At 64.6% G+C, this 17,939-nt stretch carries 15 protein-coding genes; 8 read left to right on the plus strand and 7 right to left on the minus strand.

Translation table 11 applies throughout. The features are described from left to right. Nucleotides 1-476: 476 nt before the first annotated feature. A complete protein-coding gene (locus tag ABZV93_RS00565; protein WP_354929757.1) occupies nucleotides 477-758 on the minus strand; it encodes a hypothetical protein in 282 nt (93 codons plus the stop codon). Here ABZV93_RS00565 and ABZV93_RS00570 point away from each other — a divergent pair. From ABZV93_RS00570 to ABZV93_RS00580, 3 genes are all read left to right on the plus strand, one after another. After that, on the plus strand, nucleotides 736-1,482 hold the full coding sequence (locus tag ABZV93_RS00570) for a hypothetical protein (RefSeq protein ID WP_354929707.1): 747 nt from the start codon (nucleotides 736-738) through the stop codon (nucleotides 1,480-1,482). The two genes, ABZV93_RS00565 and ABZV93_RS00570, sit on opposite strands and share 23 nt — an antisense overlap. A gap of 670 nt (nucleotides 1,483-2,152) precedes the next feature. Continuing rightward, nucleotides 2,153-3,427, plus strand: coding sequence for a lipopolysaccharide biosynthesis protein (locus ABZV93_RS00575; RefSeq protein ID WP_354928034.1), 1,275 nt, complete (start codon nucleotides 2,153-2,155; stop codon nucleotides 3,425-3,427). 220 nt (nucleotides 3,428-3,647) lie between these two features. Continuing rightward, nucleotides 3,648-4,916: a hypothetical protein gene (locus ABZV93_RS00580; protein WP_354928037.1), complete on the plus strand. Its 1,269-nt coding sequence runs from the start codon at nucleotides 3,648-3,650 to the stop codon at nucleotides 4,914-4,916. A gap of 93 nt (nucleotides 4,917-5,009) precedes the next feature. Here the strand turns inward: ABZV93_RS00580 and ABZV93_RS00585 are convergent, their stop codons facing one another. The 6 genes from ABZV93_RS00585 to ABZV93_RS00610 are packed head-to-tail and all read right to left on the minus strand — an operon-like array spanning nucleotide 5,010 to nucleotide 11,156. After that, nucleotides 5,010-6,107, minus strand: a complete 1,098-nt coding sequence (locus tag ABZV93_RS00585; protein WP_354928040.1) for a glycosyltransferase family 4 protein — start codon at nucleotides 6,105-6,107, stop codon at nucleotides 5,010-5,012. Continuing rightward, on the minus strand, nucleotides 6,104-7,243 hold the full coding sequence (locus ABZV93_RS00590; protein WP_354928043.1) for a glycosyltransferase: 1,140 nt from the start codon (nucleotides 7,241-7,243) through the stop codon (nucleotides 6,104-6,106). The genes ABZV93_RS00585 and ABZV93_RS00590 overlap by 4 nt, the downstream gene beginning before the upstream one ends. Continuing rightward, entirely contained in the window at nucleotides 7,240-7,803 is a 564-nt protein-coding gene (locus ABZV93_RS00595) for a hypothetical protein (RefSeq protein ID WP_354928046.1), read from the minus strand. Before ABZV93_RS00595 ends, ABZV93_RS00590 begins: the two co-directional genes overlap by 4 nt. Then, nucleotides 7,793-8,773, minus strand: a complete 981-nt coding sequence (locus ABZV93_RS00600; RefSeq protein WP_354928049.1) for a GDP-L-fucose synthase — start codon at nucleotides 8,771-8,773, stop codon at nucleotides 7,793-7,795. The genes ABZV93_RS00595 and ABZV93_RS00600 overlap by 11 nt, the downstream gene beginning before the upstream one ends. Continuing rightward, the gene (gene gmd / locus ABZV93_RS00605) at nucleotides 8,770-9,798 is read right to left on the minus strand and encodes a GDP-mannose 4,6-dehydratase (protein WP_354928052.1); all 1,029 of its coding nucleotides are present in this window, start codon (nucleotides 9,796-9,798) and stop codon (nucleotides 8,770-8,772) included. Before gmd ends, ABZV93_RS00600 begins: the two co-directional genes overlap by 4 nt. Then, the gene (locus tag ABZV93_RS00610; protein WP_354928055.1) at nucleotides 9,795-11,156 is read right to left on the minus strand and encodes a glycosyltransferase; all 1,362 of its coding nucleotides are present in this window, start codon (nucleotides 11,154-11,156) and stop codon (nucleotides 9,795-9,797) included. The genes gmd and ABZV93_RS00610 overlap by 4 nt, the downstream gene beginning before the upstream one ends. 358 nt (nucleotides 11,157-11,514) lie before the next feature. On the opposite strand from ABZV93_RS00610, the gene ABZV93_RS00615 reads away from it, so the two are divergent. The 5 genes from ABZV93_RS00615 to ABZV93_RS00635 all read left to right on the plus strand — a co-directional run bounded on the left by ABZV93_RS00615 (nucleotide 11,515) and on the right by ABZV93_RS00635 (nucleotide 17,922). Then, nucleotides 11,515-13,032 carry a polysaccharide biosynthesis tyrosine autokinase gene (locus ABZV93_RS00615; protein ID WP_354928057.1) on the plus strand — a complete coding sequence of 506 codons (1,518 nt, stop codon included), beginning with the start codon at nucleotides 11,515-11,517 and terminating at the stop codon, nucleotides 13,030-13,032. Nucleotides 13,033-13,190: 158 nt separating this feature from the next. After that, the gene (locus ABZV93_RS00620; protein ID WP_354928059.1) at nucleotides 13,191-14,456 is read left to right on the plus strand and encodes a flavin-dependent oxidoreductase; all 1,266 of its coding nucleotides are present in this window, start codon (nucleotides 13,191-13,193) and stop codon (nucleotides 14,454-14,456) included. 154 nt (nucleotides 14,457-14,610) lie between these two features. After that, nucleotides 14,611-16,122: an extracellular solute-binding protein gene (locus ABZV93_RS00625; protein WP_354928062.1), complete on the plus strand. Its 1,512-nt coding sequence runs from the start codon at nucleotides 14,611-14,613 to the stop codon at nucleotides 16,120-16,122. Beyond that, complete coding sequence (locus ABZV93_RS00630; protein ID WP_354928065.1) at nucleotides 16,110-17,093, plus strand: sugar ABC transporter permease; 984 nt, start codon at nucleotides 16,110-16,112, stop codon at nucleotides 17,091-17,093. The genes ABZV93_RS00625 and ABZV93_RS00630 overlap by 13 nt, the downstream gene beginning before the upstream one ends. After that, the gene (locus tag ABZV93_RS00635; RefSeq protein ID WP_354928067.1) at nucleotides 17,077-17,922 is read left to right on the plus strand and encodes a carbohydrate ABC transporter permease; all 846 of its coding nucleotides are present in this window, start codon (nucleotides 17,077-17,079) and stop codon (nucleotides 17,920-17,922) included. Before ABZV93_RS00630 ends, ABZV93_RS00635 begins: the two co-directional genes overlap by 17 nt. Nucleotides 17,923-17,939 lie beyond the last annotated feature (17 nt).

A 17,939-nucleotide genomic window follows, 5' to 3' on the forward strand; every position in this document is an offset into this window, starting at 1 on the left:
CATGCTCGGCTGATCCGGCCCGCTGAAGTCAAGTTCCTGCCCCGACGCGATCCGCGTCGGGGCAGGACTCTGTCAAAGGACGTTGTCCATCACTACAGCTGCTCGGCTGTCTCGTCGCGGACCCGGCCGCGGGTGTCGAATACCAGCCGAGGGCCGGGACAGGGCAACCGCACCGGCGGAACACCCCCGTTCTCCGCTCGCCACCGGTACCCGGTCTTACGCCCGAGGTCCACAATCTGGCACGCCCGCACGGTGCCGACTCCCGACAGCACCAGCCGCCAGTACTCCGACTCCACATCCAGCCGACGTTTGCGTCCTCGCCTCACCACCAACACGCCCCTTGATCTACCAGGAGGTGTTGCGACCAGCACTAGAACCCGCCAAGCCGCATGGGGTCAGTTTTCGCGAAGCGTTGACAGGGTGTGGCGTTGAGGAACGAGACGGCGTTCACCCTCCGGTCGGCGTGCTCTTCGAGCTCAGCAGCCGCGGCCAAACTCGGCCGGGGTATCGGGCAGATCATCACCGTCGGCCTGGTTGTCGACGAGCTCACGGCCGACCGCAGTCGGGATGTCCTCGAATTGCAGGTCTTCGTACGGGGGGTGAACGGCGGTCGAGGATGAGTTGGCGTGGTCCGGCGGTGCCGCTACCCGACGACGCCACCAGGTGCACCCGCACAGTTGCGGGACGTCGTCCGGTCGGTCGCCGCTGATGGCCAACGTCCGGTCTGACGACGAGATGGCCGCAGCATCCGCCGACATCCTCCACCACCCGACTGGCGCCCTCTGGTCGAAGCCTGGCTTCGAACCGCCGTGGAGACTATCCGGCGGAGGAGGCACCCCAGCGGCCAGACGTGGAGTGACAGACGGCTGGGGTAACATCGGCCGTTCCAGGCGTCTAGGTGGGAGAAGATCGGCAGTGACAGGCGTACTCCATGTCTGCACGGCCAACCAGATCCGTTCTCCGATAGCTGAACGGCTGATGTGGGCCGGTCTCTGGCGCCGCTTCGGGCCGGCCTCCAATGAGGTCCCCGTGACGAGCGCCGGCACGAGGGCGACGGCCGGGCAGCGGATCCATCCGTACGCGGCCGCTGAGCTCAGGCAGCGCGGCGTACCATCTGACAACGCCGTCTCCAGCGCGCTCGACCTGGGTGTCGTGGCGCACGCGGACCTCATCCTCACCGCGACCCGTAAGCATCGCGACGAAGTCGTGTCGCTGGTGCCGTCGGCGCTCGACCGGACGTTCACCTGGCGAGAACTCGCGTGGCTCGTGCGGACGCTGGACCCGCTTCCGGTTCAGGGCCGTTCCTTGGAGGAACGGGTGTCGAACCTCGCCCGTGTGGCTCGGGGGCGCCGGGGCCACTCGCAACCAGCTGCGCCCGACCTGTTCGACGTCGCCGACCCGATAGGTAAGAGAAAGAAGGACTACACGCGGGCGGCCGATGAGATCGACGAGGCCATCGCCGCCATCCTGGCCGTCATCTAGACACCGAACGCTCGGCAGCGTAGGTCTACCTGCCCTTCTAGCTCTGGAACCGGTTGGTACGGCATGTCAGACCCGCATCACCACGAGTAGTTCCGCAGCTCACCTGAGCGATACTCACGGCACCAGTCAGGGCGGGCCGTTCGGAGCAGAGCGGCGTTGGGCCGTGACAGGACGTGTAGCCACCCGCCTATCGCCAGCATGAAGGTGACGTTCACTCTGTCCGTATGATGCCTTCGTCAGCAAGAGTCCGAGAAGTGGCAGATCGTATGGGAGGCGGGTCCACATCCACACGGCCAACCAGATCCGCTCCCGGATAGTCGACCGGCTGACTTCGGCCAGCCTCTGGTGGCGCCCCTGCCCGGGCGCCGACTCGATGTACGCCAGCGTCGAGTCACATCCAGTTGACTTGGCGGTCGCGGCGCGCGCCACTTGGTCCTCACCCCCTCCCGCCGGCACCGCGATGAGATATCGGCGCTCGCGTCCGCCATGCCGCACCGCCTACGGCAACGTATGGAGGGTCGCGACCCGACTGCTCGTGCATATGCAAACGTGCCAGAGTGACTGCCGGATAGCCACTTGCTCGGCGGGAAGAGGACGACTGTCCAGGTACGCGGGAGAACCCAACCCGACCCGCAGAATTAAAGTAGCTTGAGTCGACAACGGAAAATTGATGGCTAATTCAGAACGTCACGCTTACAGCGTCAAGCGGCAGTTTGTCTGGGCGTCGATAGGTCGTATTGCGGCAGCATTGATACAGGCAGTCACCGTAGTCGTCTTGGCGCGGCACGCAGCACCAAAAGAGTTCGGCATCTTCGCTGCCGCATACGGGGCGGTGATCGTGGCCCAAGCGCTCATCGACATGGGGCTATCCACTCTCACGATCAAGGAGCGCTCTCGGTCCAGGAATAGCCCAATTGTTTGGAACGCGCTACGTCTCAACGGTCGTATCACACTGATTGCTGTCCTATCCGGCGTCACCTTGTGTATCGTCCTCGCTATCAGTACGGGTACACCTTCTCTTATCTTCATTCCGTACGTCATATGGGCTGTCGCCGAGCGAAATGGCGATGCATGGCTCACTATTTCTTTCGCAGATGGCGACGCCAACATTAACATGACGAACCTGATCCTGCGTCGCCTTATGACCTTGGCCGGCCTCATGCTGCTGATCGCATTCGGAACGGCACCGGTCGTTGCATTCGGCCTCGCCGCCGCAACTGCTTCTGTCTGCTCCCTGGTATTCGCACGTCTCTACATTCGACGCCGTATCCTACCTACCGCCGCGGTGCCTACCCGCGCCATCCTCCGTCTCTCGTTCCCGTTCTGGTTCAACTCGGTGGCGGGTCAGCTGCGCAACCTCGATGCACTTATCGTGGGCGCCGTCGCCGGCACTACGCACGCTGGCCTTTACGGTGCGGGTGCCAGAATCACTGGTCCGCTCAGGCTCTTGCCGGATGCACTAGCGGCGGCACTGCTGCCGGCTGCGTCGCGAGACTCCTTCAGGGTTTCACCGAAGCTCATACGGCAAATGGCACTCTTTGCCTTGCTCGCCACTGTCATTGGGCTGGGGGGAGTGATGATCGCTCCGCTTGTAGTCCACCATCTACTGGGGACCGCCTACGCCGGAGCGGAGCTTGTCATTCAGCTTGCCATCGTGGGATTGCCCTTTGCCTCGCTGGTTGCTCTTTTGGCAGCAATTCTTCAAGGTATTGGCAAACAGTCGTTTGTGGCAGGCATCGCGTTCGCAGCTACTGTCACGTGCTTATGTGCAGTTGCCATCGGCGCTCTGCTCGGCGCCGCCGTCGGTGCAATGATTGGCTACTGCGTAAGTACAGTGCTCCATGCGGCGGTGCTCTCGGTAAAGGTGAATGCTGTTGCGCGCGATGCTAGAGAACCTGTCGCTGGACATCATAGTTCGACAGCGCGAAGAGGATCGGCAAGTTGACGAGGAGGGCGCACATGAAAAGTTCTCGTACGTTGGATGAATTCGCCAACCTGCGACTCCTCAACGGAGGGCTGCTGAACAAGTACGGGTTGTTGTCGGCGCTTCGCCCCGTGGAGAGCCCATGATCGTCGCCAGCCTTGCAGTGTCAATCTTGGTGCTTGTGTACGTAGCGCGGAGCTCCCCAGTGAGGGGTGTACTCCGACTAGTTTCACCTGACTTCATGGCTGCACTCATGTTGGTCGCGATTTTTGGCATTCGCCCGCTCTTCTCCGACAGGCTACCGACTGGCTTCTACGGCTATGACGTGTCCGCAGGGCAAGACCTCGCACTCACCGTCGGCATGACATGCCTGGTCTCGCTCGGGCTCGGGGTCTTCCTCGCCTCTGGCGGTAACCGATCACGTCCCGGCGAACGGCCACGACCCGTGGGTGCTCAGCCGATGACCCTGGGTAGGCTTGCGGTCGCGAGCGCAGGAGGAGTTGTCGTTTACGCGGTATTCATGGCGGCGAGATACGGCCCTTCGGTATTCGGCGAGCTTATGGCCGGTAGAAGTGCAAGCCTGAGTGAAACCTTGGGAGGGATCCCAGAAGTCGTCACGACGCTGCCGCTTTCCGGGTCGGTTGCGGCAGCTTTGTATCTGATTTCGCACCGAAGCCAAAAGATGTCTTCCGCGGAATGGTGGGCAGTCACACTAGCCGCCCTTGTCTCCGTGATCGGAGTTTCAGCACTAGGGAATCGCCGGTTCCTCATCCCGGCAGTTCTTGCGCCGGTCATCGCCGCCCTCGTCAGGCGCCCAGTTCGCCTTCACCTATGGCACCTCGCAGTCGGCCTGGCGATGGTAGTCGTGCTCGCCGCAATTCCCATGGTTCGCTCAGCTGGCGCTAGGGCGCCAGGGCAGTCCTTTGTCGATGCACTATTGCAATACATCCAACAAGAGGGGATTGTCGGTACCTTGGTCCCGGTGTTCGCCTCGTATGACACCGAAATGTTCGACTACATCGCGTTGGCAGGCCCTAGCCTCCAATCCGGCTTTGATCCGTGGGGGGCGGGCCGGGGGACTCTTCTCGCCTTCGTGACATGGCCTATGCCCTCAGCGTGGTTCCAGTCATACCGGGACGAGGTGCTGACCCGTTTCTGGGGCGGTGGCTGCGGAAACCCCGTTTGCCCAGTTTCGTCGTTAGCCGGCGTCCTGTACTTTGATGGCGGCCTTATCGTTGTCGCAATCGGCAGCGTCCTCGCCGGCCTGCTACTTCGACGCCTAACATTGGTCCTAGCAAATGCTGTGGAAGCATCGACACTGAAGTTGCTCATGACCGTCATAGCCTCGAGCTTTGCTCTAGTGGCGGTACGAACAGACACGGTTGCCGCGATTTGGTGGTGCTTCTACATGTGCGGGATTGGCTTGGTGTCTTATGCCCTCCTCCCGCGCAATGCCCAGCCGGTGACGACACCACGGCTACAACATGACAAATCTCTGCGCCAGCGATAGTTACGCCCTACCGCGGGCCATGCTTGAAACCAGCTACGTCGCCGCTGCCCGGGCCAAGCTCGAGCGCGGCGAGCAGCCAGTAGTCTCGTCTTCCTACCGATCCAGCATGGCGAGGATTCCTCGGGCGAACGTAGCCACCATGTCAGACATCAATGGGGCTTTGCCGGTCGTACGAAACGCCTTCGGCGGTTGGTCGTGCAGGAGCTCAAGAATTAGCCCAAGGAAAGATTCGGCATCGTTTGCCGACGAGTGTATGGTCTCGCCCTCGACCAGGTATTCAACCTCTGGCGCATGGTACGGCCACTGGGTCGTGGCAACTGGAAGTCCCATGACGAGCGCCTCGACGGCAAGCAATCCGACGCGGCCTGGGTTGACGAGTATTTGTGCGGTCGACGCAATGAGCGCCTTCATCTTCTCGTCGACGTAACCCAGACGGATTACCTGGCCGCGTACTTCGGCACGGTTGAGTAGCCCAGCGGACCTTCCCCGTCCCCCGACAATCAACTTGACAGTGGGATGGAGTTCCCAAAGTCTGTCGAGAGTCTCGGCCAGCATGTCGATTCGCTTGGACTCATCGAGCCCGCCGATATATGCGATCGTCCGATCCGGAACTAGGTTGTATCGCGATTGAAAGTCAAGAACCTCGCGATCGTCCAGTATCTCGATCGCTTCCTTGAGTTGGTGCGTGTCGACAGTGTTGTTGAGGGTGACAATCTTGCCCGGTTCCACCCCTGCGTCGGATGCATAACGTGCGCCGCCGGCGGTGTAGGCAAAAACTCGGTCGGCATGGTGTAGTTGCCAGCGTTCGATGGCCACGTCTAGTGGATTCGGATCGTCGACATACGTCTTGATATGACCCCAGACGCCGACCGGTGTGCCTCTGCCGAGCGTTCGTGCGATTAGCGCAGCGGACAGTTCGGGATTGGATCCGAGATGGGGGAAGACGACTCCGTCTGCGCCACGATAGAGCCGTCGCGCGTGCGAAATCTGCGCTGGCCCAAACCGTGTCCAGGCCATCGGTACGAGCCAATCAGGTCGCACTTCATCGCCGCGCTCGGCTTGCACGTCGTTCGCAGCGCCTGCTGCAACTCGAAGTTCCACGCCCGCCGTTGAGAGTTGAGCCCCGAGTTGTTCGAATAGCGGAATGCGATATCGAGGCACATAAGGTTGAACAATCCATACCGTCTTCATAGCTCAAGCCTCTCGGCCTGGGATGTGACACTCCGATACGCGCTTGTGGCGATTGCCGCGATATTGTAGATCGAGAAACGGTCCTCTACTTCGCGTCGTGCTTGGTCGCCAAGGGCGACGCGAGCGGTAGGATCACTCAACAGCCGCTTAAGCTCGGTGACCAGTCCGTCGAGGCTGCTATTGACTACTACGACCGCGTTTGGATCATGTAGTTCGGGGATCAGGCCGCATGTGTCTGTGACGATGGTAGGTAGCCCGATCGACATCGCCTCGAGTACCGACATTGGGAAGAGTTCCTCGATGGACGGGAGGACGTAGATGCTTGCCCGGCTCATGCGTTCGAGTGTTTGCGACGGCGCCAGCGAACCTTCCCACGATATGGCTCCGCCCGCATTCGCGGACTCGATGCGGTGCATGACGTCAGCAGCTTCGCCTTCGTCCGGGCCGACGAGCGTGAAGCGCGTCTCGGGGAACTGCTCTTTCAACGCGATAGCGGCTTCGACGAACGCGAGGGGCCGCTTCACGGCATGTAGCCGTGCCAGGAACAGCACCTCGCGCCCACTCTCAACGTCTGCCTGAAGCTTTGACACAGGAACGCCGTTCGGCAGCTGGGCGAGCGGCAAGGACGAGGTCCGGGCGACCTGCACAAGGTCGTCGCGCTCCTGCTCGGTCAGGTGGAACAACGTCGGCGCTTGTCGCAGTACCGTCCGCGTGGCGAGTGCGTCGAGCACATGGGCCAGCCGTCGTCGTGAGGCGTCGATCATGCCATGCGTCTGGGTAACGTAGGGGACCCCTCGCCTCCTCGCGAGCAGCGCGGACGGAAGTGTCACAAGGTCCCGTGCGAGATGCAGATGCACGATGTCGAACTCGGCAATGTGCCTATGCAGGTGAGCGAGGAGCCCAGGGGAGACAAGCCCGGAGAAGCCGAGTCCGGGAAGAAGCCGACGCGCCGGGAACAGTCTCGCCGGCACGCCTTCGAGCTGGGTGGGCGGCAAGTCATAGCCCCGGTGCGAGCCGAGAATGGTGACCTCGTGGCCCGCGTCCTGCATCGCCCGCGCAAGGTTGGTTGCGACCCGCACGGGGCCACCGAAGGCGCCATCGGGGGATACGAGCGTGACGACGTGTGCGATCTTCATGTGAACCGCACGCAGACAGCCGAGCCGTTCCAAATCGTGTTCGCGGGGACGGTGCCCTTGGCGACCGTGCCCGGCGTGACGAGCGCGGAGCGGCCGATCTGTGCCCCGCCCAGCACGATGCAGCGCGAAGTTACCCAGACACCAGCATCGATGTGGATAGGTCGCGTGACCAGCGCCATGTCGCGCCGGTGCGCGTGGCTGCCGGTTGTAAGGAAGGTCTCCTGCGAGATGACCACGTCGTGCCCAACGTAGATGTGGTCCTGGTTGTGGAACCACACCCCTTCCCCGATCCAGGAGCGGTCGTCGATGTGTAGCTTCCACGGAAATTTGACGCGGGTTCGAGGCCGGAAGATCACACCTCGTCCGATCTCGGCGCCAAAGAGCCGCAACACGCGTACCCGCAGGCCCGAGCTGATCTGCCAGGGATTTGTGATGAATAGCAGCTCGAAGACACTCCACAGGTAGACGACAAGTGCAGGCCTGTCCCACGCCTGTCGTTCACCCGGGGCCTTCGACAGGTCGATGACCGGGATCGTGGAAGCATCCTGGTCAGTGGACATCTGCCTTCTCCCGCGCGATCATGCGGTAGGCCTCGACTGTCGAGGCAATCCCTTCGCGCAGGCCGACTCTTGGAGACCAGCCTGCCTCACTGAGCTTCGATACATCGAGAAGTTTCTGCGGCGTTCCGTCCGGCTTGGACGCGTCCCACTCCGTGTGGCCTGTGTAGCCAACCGCGTCGGCCACCAGGCCGGCGATCTCCTGGATCGTCGCGTCCTTGCCGGTACCGACGTTGACCTGGCTCGGTCCGTCGTAGTGCTCCAGCAGGAAGAGGCAGGCGTCGGCCATATCGTCGGAGTGCAGGAACTCCCGCCGGGGCGTGCCGGAGCCCCAGTTCGTCACTGTCTTTGCACCGGTGCGGACCGCCTCGTCGTAGCGCCGAATCAGTGCCGGCAGCACATGTGATCCCGTCGGCGAAAAGTTGTCGTTCGGACCGTAGAGGTTCGTCGGCATCGCGGAGATCCACGGCAGACCGTACTGGCGGCGGACAGCTTGCACCTGGAGGATGCCGGCGATCTTGGCGATGGCGTAGGCGTCGTTGGTCGGCTCAAGTTGTCCGGTCAGCAGGGAATCCTCGCGGATGGGCTGCTCGGCGTACTTGGGGTAGATGCACGACGACCCGAGGAAAAGCACCCGCTCAACATCGTTGGCGAGCGCCGCGTCGAGAACATTGGTCTGGATGCGCAGATTCTCGCTGAGGAAGTCCACCGGGTAGGTGCTGTTGGCCAGGATGCCGCCGACCTTGGCTGCAGCGAGGACCAGGTACCTCGGCTTCGTCTCTGCCATGAACGCGAACGTGGCATCCCGGTCGCGCAGGTCGAGCTCCGCCGAGGTCCTGCCTACAAGCCGCGTGAAGCCACTGGCTCGAAGCTTGCGCCAGATCGCACTACCGACGAGCCCGCGGTGGCCAGCGACATACAACGTCGCGTCGCGGTCGAGCTCGCCGGGCGTGTAGTCGACGCCGTCGGTCACGCGGCCCTCCACGATGCGAGAGCAACTCGGTCGATCCACGGGCTACCAGCATGCTCAAGCGCCTCGATGTCGGCGTCGACCATGAGCCTGGCCAGCGCCCGGCCGTCGACCGTCGCCTTCCACCCGAGATCGACTCGCGCCTTGGTCGGGTCCCCGATCAGTGCATCTACCTCGGTGGGACGCAGGTAGCGCTTGTCGAACCGGACGTGCTCCCGCCAGTCCAGCCCAACATGGCTGAAGGCGATCTCCACGAATTCCTGGACAGTGACGCCGACTCCGGTGGCGAGCACGTAGTCTTCGGGCTGGTCGGCCTGGAGCATGCGCCACATACCCTCGACGTATTCGGGTGCATAACCCCAGTCGCGAACCGCCTCGAGATTCCCCAGATACACGTGGCGCTGCTTGCCAGCCCTGATCGCGGCGACGGCCCGGGTGATCTTTCGGGTGACGAACGTCTCGCCGCGGCGCGGGGACTCGTGGTTGAACAGAATGCCGTTGACCGCGAAGAGCCCGTAGGCCTCACGGTAGTTTTTGGTAATCCAGTAGCTGTAGAGCTTCGCCGCCGCGTAGGGCGACCGCGGATAGAAGGGTGAGGTCTCGTTCTGCGGCGGCGGGGTAGCGCCGTACAGCTCGGATGAGGACGCCTGGTAGTAGCGGGTCTTGATGCCTGCCAGGCGCACTGCCTCCAGCAGCCGGACCGACCCCGTTCCGGTCGTGTCCGCCGTCTGCTCCGGCTCGTCGAACGACACCCTTACGTGCGATTGGGCGGCGAGGTTGTATACCTCGTCCGGGCTGATCCGTTGCAGCAACGTCACGAGCCGTGTGCCGTCGCTCAGGTCGCCGTAGTGCAGGAAAAGTCGCGCGCCCCGTTCGTGCGGGTCGACGTAGAGGTGGTCTATCCGGCTCGTGTTGAATGTGGAGGCGCGCCGGATGAGGCCGTGGACTTCGTACCCCTTGGCGAGCAATAGCTCCGCAAGGTAGGAACCATCTTGACCGGTAATGCCTGTGATAAGCGCTCGCTTCACTGAGCCATCACCTCTATCGACTCGCTACTTTGTTCCCGAGCCCTGTCGTGAGGCTCCTTAGCCAAGGTCGTAATCCATTGCTCAAAGTGGTCAAGCGCCGCGTCCTGCGTAAGAACGCTGTCGCGAAAGCGGCGTCCTGCCGCCCCGAGGGCGCGCGCCCGCGCTGGATCTGCCCGGAGCGAGAGGACGGCGTCCAGAAGGGCCTGGGGATGGCCAGCGGGGACTCTCGTTCCTCCTCCGGAAGCATCGATCTCGCTAGCGGTAATGCTCCCCTCATCCGTAGCCGCGAGCACTGGGAGCGATGTAGAGAAGTACGTCGTGAGCTTGCTCGGCACCGCCATCTCCTTCACTCCCGCACGCTCGTTGACGAGGAGAATGTCGGCGCTCCCCAGCGTCTGCCGGAATTCATCGTCCGGAAGGGGTGGTACGAAGTCGATGGAGGTCACGTCGCCGGCGAGGGATTGCAGGCGAGCGCGTTGGTTGCCGTCGCCGAGCAGCACGAATCGAACAGGGGCGCGCTGTTGGGCAGCGAGCCGAGCAGCCTCAACGACGTTCTCAAGGCCCTGCTTTGCGCCCATGTTGCCAGCGTGAAGGACCACGGTAACGTCGGGGTCCCAGCCGCGTCGGCGCCGGACGGCGGCCCGATCGACCTCCATCGGTGGATCGACGTGGGACCAGTTGCGTATCACCTCGACACGCCTGGTCGCCACGCCCAATGTCTGGGTGACGAAGGAGCGAAATCTGTCGTGAATCACGACGGCTCCGGTCGCGGACCGAAGCGTGTGGGACTCCAGCGCCTTCAGCGCTGCCGCCGCAGACCTGCCGCCCTGGCTCGTCTCGGTAATGCCCAGGCTGTAGAGATCCTGGATCCAGATGCCGGTCGCGAGACCCCGCGACCAACGGGCGCGGAGCGCGGCGACCGCGCTGGTTATCAGGTGCGGCGACACGAGCAACACAACATCGGGACGATGCCACCGCGCGGTCAGAAAGCGTATTCCGAGGCTCAGCTCAGAGAGCAGCCTGCGCCCACCGGTCGGTCTCGCCGGCACATAGTGCGCCAAGCGCTGGACGCGGACTCCGTCGACCTCCTCAGATACGGACCAACCGCCGTAACCCTCCTTCACGCGCCACTCGGGGTAGTGAGGGTGGGAGGTGATCACGCGCACATCGTGCCCCCGTGCCACGAGGCCTTGCGCCAGACCCTCCGTGTAGGGGGAAATCCCGGTCGGCTCGGGAGCGTAATTACCGCCCAGGATCGTCACCTTCATTGCGCGTTCCAACCCCCCGGCCGTTAGCAAATATCGACGTACGGACTCCGCGGGAGGCGACATGGTCGCTGCCGCTGGCGGACCGGCCATTGGGGCAACAGTGTGTGACCGTACCGATACCGACCGTCTCGCCGAAACGGAATTCCGAAAAAGGGACCAGTGTGCCAGCCCCCTCAAGCACTCCTGCCGAAAGAGCTACTCCCCAACCCCAAGATTTCGTTCGACCAAACGGGCACGATACGGACGATCTTAGCTAAAGTCAAGATCGCAGTTCGTGTGATACGGATCACTAGGAGGACCCGCAGCGACCAAGGCCTGCCGACCGGAGCAGCGTGGGCCGAGCCTCCCGCGTACGCCACCGCAGCATTCGGACAAGATCGGATCCTGCTGCATGCGCTGCTAAACTACCGAACCGGGCCTGCCGACCAATCGAAACCTTCGGAGCAGTATGGACATCAGGGCGTACCTGCAGGCACTGCGGGCCCACTGGTTGCTTGCGGTGCTCCTGACAGCGTTGGGTGTGGCGACTGCCACGACATATTCGATGTCCCAGACGCCCGTGTACCGTTCGGATGTTCAACTCTTCGTCTCGATCAGCAGCGCCGACGCGGGCGCGGCTGATCTCAGCCAGGGCAACATGTTCACTCAGCAACGGGTGAAGTCGTACGCCGACATCGTGGACAGCCCGACCGTGACGAACGCAGTCATCAAGTCCCTCCACCTTCCCTACACTGCCGACGAACTTGCCAAACAGATCACTGCGGAATCTCCGCTGAATACTGTTCTGCTGAACATCGCCGTGACCGACCCGTCACCCAAGCAGGCTCGGGACATCGCCAATGCCGTCGCGAGTCAGGTGTCCAAGTTCATCGCTGCCATCGAGACCCCGAAGGGCGGCAAATCCTCGCCGATCAAGGCGACCGTCACCAAGAGCGCCTCGCTGCCGACGGCGCCCGTCTCGCCGAAGACCAGTCTCAACCTGGCACTAGGGGTCTTGATCGGTCTCGCTGCCGGCGTGGGACTCGCGGTCCTGCGCCATAGGCTCGACAACACGATCCGCGGTCGACGAGAGGTCGCCGAAGTAGCGGGCGTGGCGGTCGTCGGCGAGATCGCAGACGATCCGAAGACGGTTGAACGGCCGCTGATCATCGACGAGCCGACCGGCCCGCGGGCCGAGGAGTTCCGCCGGTTGCGGACCAATATTCGCTTCCTCTCGATCGACGAGCGGATCGACAGCTTTGTGGTGACCGGCTCGGTCCCCGCCGAGGGTAAGTCCACCGTGGCCGCGAACATCGCTATAGCGCTCGCCCAATCCGGCGAGACGGTCGTCCTCATCGACGGTGACCTCCGCAAACCGATGGTTGCCACGCTCTTCGGCTTACCAGGCGGCGTCGGCCTCACCAGCGTGCTCCTCGGTGACGTGCCGATCGAGGCCGCAATGCAGCACTGGCGGCCCGACCTGCCGCTCTATGTGGTGACCTCCGGTCCGACCCCGCCCAACCCCAGTGAACTGCTCGGCACGCGCCGACTCGCCGACCTCGTCAGAGGCTTGGTGGCGAAGGGCGTGATCGTGATCTTCGACTCGTCTCCGCTCGTGCCCGTGACCGATGCCGCGGTGCTGGCACGGGCGACCGATGGCGCGCTCGTGGTGACCCGGGTCGGCTCGACCAAAACCGACCAGCTCGAGACCTCGATCGAGGCCCTTCAGCACGTCGACGCCCGCATCCTCGGCGTGGTGGCGAACCGGGTCAAGCGGAAGAAGAGGCGCAGCTACGAGGGCTACTTCACTGCGCCGTCGAACGACCGGGCGGGGGTTTCGGCGGCCAAGGCTGCCCAGGCGGTAATGGCGCCGCACGACGCCGGCCCGGCCTCGGCGGACACCGTGGAGCCCCCACAGCGTAGAGCGACCTCCTACCGCCGCTCAGGCACCAGCAACGGGGTCGGCAAGCACGTCAACCAGAGGTAGGCGCATCTCGGTCGGGAGTCGCGATGCCAGGAGGCTGGTACATCCACGTGCCTGGTCCCGCGCTGATGTTCGTAGGCGGACGTGCGCCGGTTTCACCTGTGGAAGTGGCTTGACGACCTGGTTACGTCAAGATTTTCCAGCAGACGGGGGAGGAGAGCGTGAAGGTACTGATCATCGGGGGCGGGATCGGGGGACTGACCGCCGCGCTCAGCCTGCACGCGGCCGGGATCGACTGCGAGGTAATCGAGTACGTCGTGGAGCCCCGTGCGCTCGGCGTGGGCATCAACCTGCAGCCGCACGCCGTCCGCGAGCTCGTCGAACTCGGCCTGGGTGACGCGCTCGCCGACACCGGTATCGCGACGAGCCGGATGACCTACACCGACCGGTTCGGCGGCACGATCGTGACGATCCCTCGCGGGAGGTTCGCAGGGTACGCCTGGCCGCAGTACTCCATCCACCGCGGCGAGCTGCAGATGATGCTCCTCGCGGAGGTACGCAAACGCCTCGGCGGCATCTCGACCGGGCTGGCACTGGAGGCGTTCGAGCAGGACGACGCCTGCGTCACGGCCCTGCTGCGCGACGTGCGGACGGGCGAGCGCGTCTCGCGCACGGGCGACGTCCTCGTCGGCGCGGACGGCCTCCACTCGACGGTCCGCGCGCAACTCCACCCTGACGACGGGCCACTGCTGTGGAGCGGGATCCGGGTGTGGCGCGGGATCGTGGAGGCCGAGCCCTTCCTCGACGGCGCGACGATGATCGTGGCGGGCTCCAACCGTTCGGTGAAGTTCGTGGTCTACCCCGTGTCGGCCGGCGCCCGGGACCGGGGGCGGGCGCTGCTCAACTGGGTGGCCGAGGTGACCCTCGACGCGCCTGGCCCCGTTCCCGACGCGGACCTGTCCCGGCCGGGGCGGCTGGAGGACGTGCTCCCGCACTTCGACGGTTGGCGGCTTCCCGGCCCGGACGTCGCGGCGATCATCTCGGGCACGGAGCGGATCCTGGAGCACCCCATGGTGGACAAGGACCCGCTCTCCAGCTGGGGGACCGGCCGGGTCACCTTGCTCGGAGACGCCGCGCATCCGATGTACCCGGTGGGCTCCAACGGCGGTTCGCAGGCAGTGGTGGACGCCCGGGTGCTGGCGAGGGAGCTGGCCGTGGCCGCCGACCCGGTTGCCGGGCTGGCGGCGTACGAAGCGGAGCGCAGGCCGGAGACCAACGAACTCGTCCTCGCCCAGCGCGAGCTGCCGATGGAGGCGACCATCGAGTTGGTCACCGAACGCGCGCCCGAGGGGTTCGATGACATCGCCGACGTGCTGACCGCGGACGAGCTCGGCACCATGCGCGAGGCGCAGCGGCGGCTCAGCGACATGGACGTGGAGGCGCTCAACAGCCGCCCGTCGTGGAATGTCGTACGGCAGAAAGCCTGACGGCACCAGCGTTCTGCACGCGGATGACGCCGAAAGGTGCCGGACCGGCTGCGGACAGTGATCTGGACACTGCCCGACCGGCAACAGAGGATGCGTGGAATCGCTCCCGCGTTCGTGTGTGTATCGCCCCACCTCTGTGCCGGAAGGGACCAGGATGGTCGCGCTCCACGTTCCAGCGGTCCCGCGCACGCACAGGTCACGCGCCCTCCGCTCGGCGCTGCTCGGCGCGGTGGCACTGCTGCTCGCGTTGTCGGGCGCGGCCTGTGCCGGCAGCGACTCCGCGGGCTCGACCGGCGGCGGCAAACTCACCATCACGGTGGAGGGCCCGAACCAGTGGAACGACAGTGGTTCGTCGTTCGGCAAACCCTGGGAGGATCTGGTCGCGGCGTTCGAGAAGGCCGAACCCGACATCAGGGTGAAGACCGTGGTCCTTCCCCTGAACAGCTTCAGCCAGACGATCTCCACCCACCTGGCGGCCGGCACCGCGCCGGAGCTCGTCTTCAACCAGGCCCCGCACCAGCCCTACATGGTGGCCCCGCTGGACGAGTACCTGAAGAAGCCCAACCCTTACATCAGGAGTGGGCCGGGAAGCCGGCAGTGGCTGGACGTCTTCCGCAAGCGCTACTACGGCATCGGCAACCCGGCCAGCCGCAACGCGGACGGGCACGTGGAGTTCGTACCGTTCAACCTGGTCGGCACCGGCGTCTTCTACAACCGCGAGGCGTTCGGCAAGGCCGGAATCAAGGCACCCGTCGAGACCTTCGAGGATCTGATCGGTGCGTGCGGCCGGCTGAAAGCGGCGGGGTACACCCCGCTCGCGATGGACCGCTCCGACCTCGGGCCGGGCTGGACCATGGCCACGATCAGCGGGATGCTCCTCGACAGCTGGGTCGACAAGATCAACGTCTACACCGTGGACGGCAAGCCCGGTAAGGCGTCCTCGTCCACCGGTGCACCGGTGGTCGCCGGGAAGTCGATGGCGAAGGCTGTGCTGACCGGTGAGCTCACCACGAGGACGCCGCAGGTGGTGGAGTCCCACAAGCTCATCAAGCAGATGTGGGACGCGTGCGTGGACAAGGACTGGTCCGGCAACACCGAAGGGCTCAACGGAGCGGTCGTCGGCCTGCGCGACTTCGCCTCCGGCAAGGCCGGCATGGCGTGGGGCGTCAACTTCGGGGTGAGTGCGCTGAAGGACGTGAAGTTCTCCTTTGCCAGCATGCCCTTCCCGCAGATCACGAAGGCGTCGACGCCGCTGGCCACGGGTGCGCCGGCCCGCTTCGGGGCCGGGGTCGGCGGCACGAGCTACATGATCCCGTCGACCGTCAAGGGCGAGAAGCTGGCGGCGGCGATCAAGTTCCTGCAGTTCGTGAGTACGCCGAAGAACATCCAGCCCTGGCTGTCGCGCACCGGCGGCATCTCCGCGGTGGAGGGCGCCAGCGGCGCCGACGCCACGAAGGCGTTCGCCGACGGCACCTGGGGCGACTCGATTCCGCTGGCCGTGCCGGGTGGGCCGCCGGGGGTGACGACACTCAGCCTGTACGAGGGCTGGCTGCTGGGCACGAAGTCCCTGTCCCAGCAGGAGTCCTACCTGCAGGACATGTGGACCAAGGGCCAGCGGCAGGCCGTCAAGGACAACAAGTGGGACAAGGAGCCGTGGGCGAAGTAGCGACCGCGGCGGTCGAGCACCGGCGCGACTCGAGTGACCGCGAAGGCCAACAGGGACGAGGGTCCCGGCCCGGCCGGCGTCGGCGTACCCGCTTTCCGTGGTACGCCTACCTCGCGCTCGTGCCGCTGTTCGCCACCCTCGCGGTCTTCGCCTACTACCCGGCGGCCAGCGGCATCTGGCACTCCTTCTACGAGTGGCGTCCGGGCTTCGACTCACCGTTCGTCGGACTCGGCAACTACACCACGATGATGGCCGACGACCTGTGGTGGAAGTCGTTCCGCAACCTCGGCTTCATCTTCGTGTTCGGCGTCACCATCGCGTGGGCGCTTCCGCTGCAGGCGGCGGAGCTGATCATCAGTCTGGACAGCAAGCGGGCACAGTTCACGTTCCGCACCCTGCTGATCGCGCCGATGGCGTTCCCGGGCGTGGTCACGGTGTTGTTGTGGGCGGCGATGTACGAGCCGACCAACGGCGTGATCAACCGCGTGTTGCGCGGCGCGGGCCTGGGCTTCCTGGCGCAGAACTGGGTCGGCGACCCTAAGTACGCGCTGCTGTCCCTGCTGTTCATCGGGTTCCCGTTCGTGGCCGGCCTGCCGTTCCTGGTGTTCCTCACGACGCTGCAGAACGTCTCGGCGGAGATCTTCGAGGCGGCCGAACTCGACGGGTGCGGCCGGCTGCGCCGGTTGGTCGCGATCGACCTGCCGCTGATGACGGGTCAGTTGAAGCTGCTGGTGTTCCTCGCCACGATCGGCGTTCTGCAGTACGGCTTCGCGGCGTACCTGCTCACCGGCGGAGGGCCGGACAACGCCACGCAGGTGCCCGTCCTGCGGATGCTGGGCGTTGCGTTCCAGGGCAGCCAGTGGGGCTACGCCGCCGCCCTGTCGACCACGTTGTTCGCGATGACGATCGCGCTGAGCGTTGTGATCGTGTTCGTACGCAGGAGGGGCGACGCCGATGTCCGTCCGCTCTAGACGTCGCCGGCGCCACCAGACCGCGATCAAGGCGGCGCTCAGCCTGATCGTGTTCGTGGGGCTGTTCCCGTTCCTGTTCATGCTGGTCACCTCCTTCAAGACCAACCAGCAGTACTACGAGTCCTGGTGGCTGCCCACGTTGCCGCTGCACCTGGACAACTACACCCGCGCCTGGGCGCAGATCCGGCCGTACTTCGTCACCTCGGTCGTGGTGGCGGCCGCGGCCATCGTCGGGGCGCTCGTGTTGTGCACGGTCGCGGCGTTCGTCTTCGCGCGGTACCGGTTCTTCGGCCGCAACGTGTTGTTCGGGCTGGTCGCAGCCCTGCTCATGGTCCCGGGAATCGCGAGCCTGATCCCGATGTTCGTGCTGATGCGCGACCTCGGCCTGCTGAACACGCGCGTCGTCCTGGTGATCCCGCATCTGGTCGGCGGAGCGGTCCTCGGGACCCTGCTCATGAAGACGTTCGTCGAGCAACTGCCACAGGAGTTGTTCGACGCGGCCCGGGTCGACGGCGCCGGCGGGCCGCGCCTGTTCGTCTCGATCGCGCTGCCACTGTCCCTGCCGGTGGTCGGGACCATTGCGCTGGTCACGGTGATCGGCGTCTGGAACGACTTCTTCTGGCCGCTGCTCACCGTCACCGAGAACGAACTGCGCACCGTGTCCGCCGGGCTGCAGTTCTTCCAGACCCAGAACGCCACCGAGTACGGCCCGCTGTTCGCGGGCTACGCGATCGCCAGCATCCCGCTGCTGATCCTGTTCGTCTTCTTGTCGAAGTACTTCCTCGCCGGCCTGCAGGGCGGACTGCCCGGGGTGGGCGGCAACAAGTGAGGCCGGCCGATCCGGTG

It is taken from the genome of Actinopolymorpha sp. NPDC004070 (genome assembly GCF_040610475.1).
Classification (GTDB): domain Bacteria; phylum Actinomycetota; class Actinomycetes; order Propionibacteriales; family Actinopolymorphaceae; genus Actinopolymorpha.